Consider the following 9,391-nt stretch of genomic DNA (forward strand, 5'->3'; position numbering starts at 1 on the left):
GCCCTGATCCTGCCCCTTTGCGACCCCGACCCGCCGGCCTGGCTTCCCGAGGCTCTGCGGGGGGGGGGGGTTCCCGCCTGGATTGCCTTCCAGTGCGGCGCGCCGCTGATCGGCGACAGCGCAAGGGCGGCGTTTGCCTTCGCCGCCGGAAACGACATGCCGGCGCTCTCCGCCCTCAATGCGGGAACCCAGGAATATCCCGACCGGGCGACGACGCTGGTCGTCGAGCTCGAGGCGCTGGAGGGGGGCGCGGAGATCGTGATCGAGGGGCCGGGCATCCTCGGTCGCTCGCGGATCGCGCCGAAGGGCCTGCCGCACACCTTCCTGAAGGAGCGCGAGGACAACCGGGCGCTCTTCCCGCGCGGTGTCGACGTGGTGCTGGTTTCCGGCTCGCGCGTCATGGCGCTGCCGCGCAGCACGGTGCTTTCGCGCAAATCCGAAACGGAGGCGAACTGATGTATGTCGCGGTAAAGGGTGGCGAGGCGGCAATCGCCAATGCCCACAAGATGCTGGCCGACCGGCGTCGCGGCGATCGCTCGCTGCCGGCGATCACGGTCGAGCAACTGGTCGAGCAGCTCGGGCTCGCCGTCGACCGGGTGATGGCCGAGGCCTCGCTCTATGCGCCGACGCTCGCCGCGCTCGCGGTCAAGCAGGCGCGCGGCGACATGATCGAAGCGATCTTCCTGCTTCGGGCCTATCGCACGACGCTGCCGCGCTTTGGCGCGTCGCGCCCGCTGGAAACCGGCGAGATGGTTGCCGAACGGCGCATCTCGGCGACATACAAGGACCTGCCGGGCGGACAGGTGCTCGGCCCGACCTTCGACTACACCCACCGCCTTCTCGATCCCGGGCTCGCCGCCGACACGCCGGTCGATCCGGCACCGGCGCGCGAGCACGAGGGCGAGCCGCTGACCCGGGTGAGCGACATTCTCGCCCATGAGGATCTGATCGAGCGTGCCTTCACCGGCGATCCGGAGCAGATGCCGGAGGAGCCCTCCGGCGACCTGACGCGTGAGCCGATGGAGTTCCCGATGCCCCGCGATCTGCGCCTGCAGGCGCTGGCGCGCGGCGACGAGGGCTTCCTGCTGGCGCTCGGCTATTCGACCCAGCGCGGCTATGGCCGCACCCATCCCTTCGCCGGCGAGATCCGCATCGGCGAGGTCGAGGTGGAGATGGACGTGCCGGAGCTCGGCTTTGCCGTCGCGCTCGGGCGCATCCGCGTGACCGAGTGCCAGATGGTCAACCAGTTCGCCGGTTCGGCCGAACTCGCGCCGCAGTTCACCCGCGGCTACGGCCTCGTCTTCGGCCAGTCCGAGCGCAAGGCGATGGCGATGGCGCTGGTCGACCGTTCGCTTCGCGCCGGCGAACTCGGCGAGGACCGGGTGGCCCCGGCCCAGGACGAGGAATTCGTCATTTCCCATGCCGACAACGTGCAGGCGACGGGCTTCGTCGAGCATCTGAAATTGCCCCACTATGTCGACTTCCAGGCGGAGCTTGACCTTGTCCGCCGGCTGCGGACCGAGTTCGAGGAGGCCCGCACGCGCAAGGACGACGAGACCGCACGGGAGGCCGCCGAATGAGCGCGAGCGCCGGAATGGGCCAGGACCTGGCCAGCTACAATTTCGCCTATCTGGACGAGCAGACGAAGCGGATGATCCGCCGGGCGATCCTCAAGGCGATTGCCATCCCCGGCTACCAGGTGCCCTTCGCCAGCCGCGAGATGCCGATGCCCTATGGCTGGGGCACTGGCGGCGTGCAGGTGACGGCCTCGATCATCGGCCCCCGGGACACGCTGAAGGTGATCGACCAGGGCGCCGACGACACCACCAACGCCGTGTCGATCCGCGCCTTCTTTCAGAAAGTCGCCAATGTCGCGGTGACGACGAAGACCGGCGCGGCGTCGATCATCCAGACCCGGCACCGCATCCCGGAGGAGAAACTCTCCGCCGGTCAGGTGCTGGTCTACCAGGTGCCGATCCCCGAGCCGCTGCGCTTCCTGGAACCGCGCGAGACCGAGACGCGCAAGATGCACGCGCTCGAGGAATACGGGTTGATGCATGTGAAGCTCTACGAGGACATCGCCCGGCACGGCCATATCGCCACCACCTATGCCTATCCGGTGCTGGTTGCCGGCCGCTATGTGATGGACCCTTCGCCGACGCCGAAGTTCGACAATCCGAAGATGGACATGAGCGAGGCGTTGCAGCTTTTCGGCGCGGGCCGCGAGAAGCGCATCTACGCCATCCCGCCGCATACGAAGGTGGTCAGCCTCGATTTCGAGGACCATCCCTTCGAGATCCAGCATTTCGACGAGCCCTGCGCGCTCTGCGCCGCCGAAGGCGTCTATCTCGACGAGGTGGTGCTCGACGACCGGGGCGGGCGGATGTTCGTCTGCTCCGACACCGATCATTGCGAGGACCGGCGGGCTGCCGGCCATCGTGGCCGCCTGTCGGCGGAAGAGGCCTATACGGGCCTCGAGGACGCGGACAGGGAGACGCTGCGATGAGCATGGATCTGGACGAGCGGCCGCTGCTCTCGGTCTCCGGCCTGACCAAGGCCTATGGTGCGCGGATCGGCTGCCGCGACGTCTCCTTCGACGTGTGGCCCGGTGAGGTGCTGGCCATCGTCGGCGAGAGCGGTTCCGGCAAGACGACGCTGCTCAACTGCATCTCGACGCGGCTCGAACCGACCGCCGGCACCGTGCGCTACCGCATGCGCGACGGAGAGATGCGCGACCTTTACGCACTTGGCGAGGCGGAACGCCGCCTCCTGATGCGCACCGACTGGGGCTTCGTGCACCAGAACCCGGCGGACGGGCTGCGCATGACGGTCTCGGCCGGCGCCAATGTCGGCGAGCGGCTGATGGCGGTCGGCGAGCGCCACTATGGCCGCATCCGCGAGACGGCCACCGGCTGGCTGGAGCGGGTGGAAATCGCCGAAGACCGCATCGACGACCAGCCGCGCGCCTTTTCCGGCGGCATGCGGCAGCGGCTGCAGATCGCCCGCAACCTCGTCACCGGCCCGCGCCTCGTCTTCATGGACGAGCCGACCGGCGGGCTCGACGTCTCGGTGCAGGCGCGGCTTCTCGACCTACTGCGCGGGCTCGTCTCGGATCTCGGTCTGGCGGCCATCGTCGTCACCCACGATCTTGCCGTGGCGCGGCTCCTGTCGCACCGCATGCTGGTGATGAAGGACGGACAGGTGGTCGAGGCCGGTCTCACCGACCGGGTGCTCGACGATCCGCAGGCGCCCTACACCCAGCTTCTCGTTTCCTCGATCCTGCAGGTGTGACCATGACCGACCGAAATGAAGACACCGCGCGCGTCATGATCCGTGCGGGCGGACTGTCGAAATCGTTCCGCATGCACCTTCAGGGCGGCATCGAGCTGGCTGTCGTCGAGAATGCCGCCTTCGAGGTCCGGGCCGGCGAATGCGTCGTGCTGGGCGGCCCGTCGGGTGCCGGCAAGAGCTCGATCATGAAGATGCTCTATGGCAACTACGCCGTCAGCGGCGGCCATATCGTCGTGCGTCACGGCGAGGGCGAGATCGACCTTGCCAATGCGGATGCGCGCCAGGTGATCGCGCTGCGCCGCGACACGATCGGTTATGTCAGCCAGTTCCTGCGCACCGTGCCGCGCGTCGGCGCGCTCGACGTGGTGGCCGAGCCGCTTGTGGCGCGCGGCACCGATGCCGGGGCGGCCCGGGAGAAGGCCGGCGAGATGCTTGCCCGGCTCAACGTGCCCGAGCGGCTGTGGGTGTTGCCGCCGGCGACGTTCTCCGGCGGCGAGCAGCAGCGGGTCAACATCGCCCGCGGCTTCATCACCGACCATCCGGTGCTGCTTCTCGACGAGCCGACGGCCTCGCTCGACGCCGCAAACCGGCGCATCGTCATCGACATGATCGCCGCGAAGAAAGCGGCCGGCGTTGCCCAGATCGGCATCTTCCACGACGAGGAAGTGCGCGAGGCGGTGGCCGACCGGATCATCGACGTGCGTGCCTTTTCGCCAGCGCGGGCGGCCTGAGGATCCTCCATGACGACGACAAGACTTTCATCGACGCCGCTGATCCACCCGAGCGCGGAAATCGAGAATTGCGAACTGGGGCGCTATACGGAGGTGGACGAGCGGGTCTCCATGAGCGAGACCCGTTTCGGCGACTATTCCTACATCATGCGCGACGGCATGATCTGGTGCGCCGAGATCGGCAAGTTCGCAAACATCGCCGCCTCGGTGCGCATCAACGCGACCAACCATCCGACCTGGCGCGCGACGCTGCACCATTTCACCTATCGGGCCAACGACTACTGGGACGATGCCGAGCGGGAAGCCGCCTTCTTCGACTGGCGGCGCGAGGGCAAGGTGACGATCGGCCACGACGTGTGGATCGGGCACGGGGCGACGATCCTGCCCGGGGTCACCGTCGGCGACGGAGCGGTGATCGGATCGGGCGCCGTGGTGTCGCGCGATGTCGCGCCCTACACCATTGTCGGCGGTGTGCCGGCCAGGCTCATTCGCGAGCGGTTTCCCAAGGAGATCGCCGAACGGATGCAGGCGCTCGCCTGGTGGGACTGGAGCCATGAACGGCTGCGGTCCGCCCTCGACGATTTCCGCGAACTCGATGCAGAGGCCTTTCTGGCGCGGCATGAGCCCGGTATCTGAAAACATTACCCGGGTAATGTTGTTCGCACGTCTTGGGTCTGTCAGCAAACTGTCATCAAACCGAAGATTCATTGTCATCAATAACAGGTACGCAGGCTTCAATCACAAGCATTGAGGCGCGAATGTTCAAGCTCGAAGGCGTGACGCGGAAATTTGGGACCGTTACGGCCGTGGACGCGGTAACCCTCGATATCCCGGACGGGCAGATGGTCGGCGTCATCGGGCGCTCAGGGGCCGGCAAGTCGACGCTTCTGCGGATGATCAACCGGCTGGTCGATCCCAATGGCGGGCGTATCGTTTTCCGCGGCGCCGAAGTCTCGACCCTGAACGGCAGTGCGCTGCGGGCCTGGCGCCGCGACTGCGCGATGATCTTCCAGCAGTTCAACCTGGTGCCGCGTCTCGATGTGGTCTCCAACGTGCTGCACGGGACGCTCAACGGCTGTTCGACGCTTGCCGCCGTCTTCAATCTCTTTCCGAAGGCGGACATCCTGCGCGCCATCGACATTCTCGAGCGCCTCGGGGTGGCGGAACATGCGCAGAAGCGTGCCGAAGCCCTGTCCGGCGGCCAGCAGCAGCGCGTCGCGATCGCGCGCGCCCTGATGCAGTCGCCCAAGGTGGTTCTTGCCGACGAGCCGATCGCCTCGCTCGATCCGCTCAACGCGAAGATCGTCATGGATGCGCTGAAGGACATCAACGAGCGCGAGGGCATCACGGTCATCACCAACCTGCATACGCTCGACACGGCGCGCAACTATTGCGAACGCATCGTCGGCATGGCCGGCGGGCGCGTGGTCTTCGACGGTTCGCCCGACGAACTGACGAGCGAAGCGGTTCGGGCGATCTACGGCACCGATGCCGAAGGAAACGAGATCTCCGAGGCCATGACCTCGACCAGCATCGAGATGCGGCCGGTTCCGGCTCCGGTGCTTGCCCCATCCCCGGCAATGCTGCGGGCGGCTCCCGCCACCGCATAGTCCGCAGGATCTCCGGCGCGGTGCGCCGGAAGACACTCGAAATCAACCGACAAGACCTCTCAGGAGACGTCGAATGCTCAAGAAGCTCCTCCTGGCCGCCACCGCGGTCGCCACCCTCTCCTTTGGCGCGTCCGCGCAGGAGATCACCGAATTCCGCATCGGCGTGCTTGGCGGCGAGAACGCCCAGGACCGTCTGGCGTCGAACGAATGCGTTCGCGCCTACGTGCAGGACCTGCTCGGCGTCGAGACCAAGATCTTCACCCCGGCCGACTATGACGGCGTGATCCAGGGCCTGCTCGGCGGCTCGATCGACATGGCCTGGCTCGGTGCGTCCGCCTATGCCAAGACCTACCTCACCGACCCGGAAGCGGTTGACGTCGTTCTGGTCAAGACCAACCTGGACGGTTCGTTCTCGTATCACTCGATCGGTTTTGCCCGCAAGGACAGCGGCATCGCCTCGCTTGACGACATGAAGGGCAAGAAGTTCGGCTTCGGCGATCCGAACTCGACGTCCGGCTACCTGATCCCGTCGATCGAGATCCCGCAGGCCACCGGCGCGACGATGGAGAGCGGCGACTACTTCGGCGAGGTCGTCTTCACCGGCGGTCACGAGCAGACCATCGTCGCCGTGAAGAACGGCGATGTGGACGGCGGTGTCACCTGGGCCGACGGTCAGGGCGAGTGGATCGACGGCTACAATTCCGGCGCCCTGCGCAAGGCCGTCGATGCCGGTCTCGTCGACATGAACGATCTGGTCGAAATCTGGAAGTCCAAGCCGATCCCGGAGGGTCCCATCGTTCTGCGCCGCGCGCTGCCGGACGACGTCAAGGCCAAGGTCACCAAGTTCCTGAACGAGCTGCACGGCAACGATCCGGACTGCGCCTATAACATGGCCGCCGGCGAGACCGCCGGCTTCGCCCCGATCACGCATGACGCCTACGAGACGATCATCGCGGTGCGCAAGGCAAAGTCGAACTGATCCGGAAAACCTTCAGTTCGGCCGGGCGGGGCATTCATGTCCCGCCCGTGCCTGTTCGGGACACGACGATGATCGAAACTGCTTCCGCCACGGCGCCTGGTGACATCCGCGCCAGCTACCTGCTGCATGCCCGTCAACGGCAGATGTACAGCGGCATCCTGCTGCTGATCTTCGCGTTGCTGATGATCTCCGGTTTCCAACTGGCCGACGAGCGCAATGCGGGCGGTTTCTGGGTCGGTCTGCACCAGTTTTTCGACTTTCCCTCCGAGGTGGTGTCGGAGGCTGTCGCCAAGGCCGCAAACCTGCCGGGCCTTTTGATCAAGTTCTTCCCCTCGCTGATCGAGACCGTCAACATCGCCGCCGTGGCGACGCTGATCGGGGCGTTCGGCGCGACGTTCCTGTCGCTGCTGTCAACGCGCGGACTGGCGCGTTTTCCCCGTGCGATCCCGCTGTTTCGCCGGCTGATGGATGCGATGCGGGCGATCCCGGAAATCGTCATTGCCTTGATGCTGATCTTCATTCTCGGCGGCGGACCCGTGCCGGCGATGATCGCCATCGCGCTGCATACGACCGGGGCGCTCGGCAAACTGTTTTCCGAGGTCAATGAAAACGCCGACCTGAAGCCTGTCGAGGGGCTCGCTTCGTCGGGTGCCAACTGGTCGCAGTCCATGTGGCTTGGCGTCCTGCCGCAGGTGGCGCCCAACTGGCTCTCCTATGCGCTGCTGCGGTTCGAGATCAACGTGCGTGCCTCCGCGATCCTCGGCTTCGTCGGTTCCGGCGGCATCGGCTATGACCTCAAGACGGCCATGCAGTGGGGGCAGGGACGGTACGATCAGGTGGTCGCCATCTTCATCCTGCTCTTTGCGACGATCGTCGTCATCGACCAGGTGTCCAGCCACTACCGCCATCGCCTGGTAAAGGGGCACTGACAATGGCCGCCATGCAGACATCCGCTGCCACGCCCGGCGAGACCGCCGTCGCCTCCTTCGCCCGCAAACGCCGCGCCGCGCTGGCGGTTCCGGCGATCATCCTGCTCTATTTCACCTACGTCTTCTTCGCCTTCGACATTGCCGGCGTTGCCGCCAAGGCGCGGATCGACAATGTCGGCATCCTTCTGTCCGATTTCTGGACCTACAAGACGCATGTCACCCGTGACAATCGCACCGGGGAGGTGTCTGTCGCCATCGAGGGCGAAAACAAGGGCACCTATCCGCCCGGCCGGTTGCCGGACTGGGTGGCGATGCAGGACGGCGTCACGCGCGTCGATCTCGGCAAGGGCTACGAGGTGACCTACCAGGGGGACGGTGCCAGCTTTGTCGTGCCGGGCTACGGGACGATCCGTTTCGAGCCGGATGGGCGCCGGATCCGGCTGGAACTGCCGTCGGAAACCGTTCCGGACTGGATCAACGCCTCGCCCGCCCGTGTCACGGTGACGACGCCGGAGGGGCGGTTTTCGATGACCGCCAACCGCACCGAGACCTTCCGCTACGAGGCCGGCTGGGAACTGTTCTTCTTCACCCTCGACAGCCCGTTCAGCGGCAAGTCCTTCTCCGAACTTGCTCATCTGGCCCTGTCCGGGGAGCGTCTCGACCCGTCCCGTCCGAACATCGTCGCCATGGCATCGGATTTCTGGAACAACCAGATGTGGCGTCACGGAGATGTTGCGTGGGCGCTGTTCGAGACTGTCCTGATGGCGTTTCTCGGCACGATGGGAGCGGCGATGGTCGCGCTGCCGCTGGCCTTCCTTGCCGCGTCGAACTTCACTCCGGCGCGGCCCCTGCGCTTCGCGCTGAGGCGGTTCTTCGACTTCGTGCGCGGTGTCGACGGGTTGATCTGGACGATCATTCTCAGCCGTGCCTTCGGGCCGGGACCGCTCACCGGCTCCCTGGCGATCCTGATGACGGATACCGGCTCCTTCGGCAAGATGTTCTCCGAGGCGCTGGAAAACGTCGACCGCAAGCAGATCGAGGGCGTGCAGTCGACCGGAGCCTCGCCGATCCAGCAGGCGCGGTTCGGCGTGATGCCGCAGATCACGCCGGTGCTGCTCAGCCAGGTGCTCTACTATCTGGAATCGAACACCCGCAGCGCCACGGTGATCGGTGCGATCGTCGGCGGGGGCATCGGACTGCTGCTCACCCAGGCGATCAACACCCAGAAGGACTGGGAAGAGGTCAGCTACTACATCATCCTGATCGTGCTGATGGTGATGGCGATGGATTCCCTGTCGGGTTGGCTGCGCGGACTGTTGATCGGCCGCACGGCACGGACATAAACTGGGGTGGCGAGTCTCCCTCGTCCCTCCACGCCGTTCCGACGGCAGGCGACCACCCGGCAAGGCCGGGCGGTGTCCCGTCCCGACCTTACCGGCACACCTCCACCGACCGGGCGGGGGCCGCGACGCTTCTGAAAGCATGACCATGCGCTACGCCATCTATTTCACTCCGCCCGCCGGGCATCCGGTGGTTGTCGCTGCCGAAGCCTGGCTTGGCCGCAGCGTGTTCGGCCGCGACGTGGCGCCGGTTGTGATCGGCGGGATCAAGGCGGAAGACCGCGCGCCGCTCGTCGCCTCGCCGGCGCGCTACGGTTTCCACGGCCCGCTGAAGGCCCCGTTCCGGCTCGGCGAGGATGTTGACGAGGGCGCCCTTGTCGCCGCCCTCGATGCGTTTGGTGCCGCGCGGGCGCCACTGCCGGCGCTGCCGCTGGCAGTGACCAGCCTCGACGGCTTCCTGGCGCTGACGCCGGCGGCCCCGGCGGACGCGCTGATTGGGCTGGCGGCCGAT

The 9,391-nt window shown here is 66.4% G+C and carries 11 protein-coding genes; all 11 read left to right on the forward strand.

Going from position 1 to position 9,391, the window contains the following annotated elements; all coding sequences use genetic code 11:
• Positions 1-456 (forward strand): phosphonate C-P lyase system protein PhnH (gene phnH / locus ACN0T5_RS20475; RefSeq protein ID WP_417770456.1); only part of this gene is annotated, 456 nt, incomplete at its 5' end.
• Complete coding sequence (locus ACN0T5_RS20480) at positions 456-1,580, forward strand: carbon-phosphorus lyase complex subunit PhnI (RefSeq protein WP_417770457.1); 1,125 nt, start codon at positions 456-458, stop codon at positions 1,578-1,580. The genes phnH and ACN0T5_RS20480, both read left to right, overlap by 1 nt.
• A complete protein-coding gene (locus ACN0T5_RS20485) occupies positions 1,577-2,506 on the forward strand; it encodes an alpha-D-ribose 1-methylphosphonate 5-phosphate C-P-lyase PhnJ (protein ID WP_417770458.1) in 930 nt (309 codons plus the stop codon). The genes ACN0T5_RS20480 and ACN0T5_RS20485 overlap by 4 nt, the downstream gene beginning before the upstream one ends.
• 8 nt (positions 2,507-2,514) lie before the next feature.
• Complete coding sequence (gene phnK, locus ACN0T5_RS20490; RefSeq protein ID WP_417770465.1) at positions 2,515-3,291, forward strand: phosphonate C-P lyase system protein PhnK; 777 nt, start codon at positions 2,515-2,517, stop codon at positions 3,289-3,291.
• Positions 3,292-3,326: 35 nt separating this feature from the next.
• Positions 3,327-4,022 carry a phosphonate C-P lyase system protein PhnL gene (gene phnL, locus ACN0T5_RS20495; protein ID WP_417770466.1) on the forward strand — a complete coding sequence of 232 codons (696 nt, stop codon included), beginning with the start codon at positions 3,327-3,329 and terminating at the stop codon, positions 4,020-4,022.
• A gap of 9 nt (positions 4,023-4,031) precedes the next feature.
• Positions 4,032-4,658 (forward strand): DapH/DapD/GlmU-related protein, encoded by a 627-nt coding sequence (locus ACN0T5_RS20500; protein WP_417770459.1) that lies wholly within the window; start codon positions 4,032-4,034, stop codon positions 4,656-4,658.
• A gap of 122 nt (positions 4,659-4,780) precedes the next feature.
• Entirely contained in the window at positions 4,781-5,632 is an 852-nt protein-coding gene (gene phnC / locus ACN0T5_RS20505; protein ID WP_417770460.1) for a phosphonate ABC transporter ATP-binding protein, read from the forward strand.
• Between the two features lie 73 nt (positions 5,633-5,705).
• Positions 5,706-6,611, forward strand: a complete 906-nt coding sequence (gene phnD / locus ACN0T5_RS20510; protein WP_417770461.1) for a phosphonate ABC transporter substrate-binding protein — start codon at positions 5,706-5,708, stop codon at positions 6,609-6,611.
• Between the two features lie 68 nt (positions 6,612-6,679).
• A complete protein-coding gene (phnE, locus tag ACN0T5_RS20515; protein WP_417770462.1) occupies positions 6,680-7,540 on the forward strand; it encodes a phosphonate ABC transporter, permease protein PhnE in 861 nt (286 codons plus the stop codon).
• 2 nt (positions 7,541-7,542) lie between these two features.
• Complete coding sequence (gene phnE, locus ACN0T5_RS20520) at positions 7,543-8,883, forward strand: phosphonate ABC transporter, permease protein PhnE (RefSeq protein ID WP_417770463.1); 1,341 nt, start codon at positions 7,543-7,545, stop codon at positions 8,881-8,883.
• A gap of 139 nt (positions 8,884-9,022) precedes the next feature.
• A partial coding sequence (locus ACN0T5_RS20525; RefSeq protein WP_417770464.1) for a DUF1045 domain-containing protein occupies positions 9,023-9,391 on the forward strand: 369 nt, incomplete at its 3' end.

The sequence above is a fragment of the Stappia sp. genome (assembly GCF_048261845.1).
Classification (GTDB): domain Bacteria; phylum Pseudomonadota; class Alphaproteobacteria; order Rhizobiales; family Stappiaceae; genus Stappia.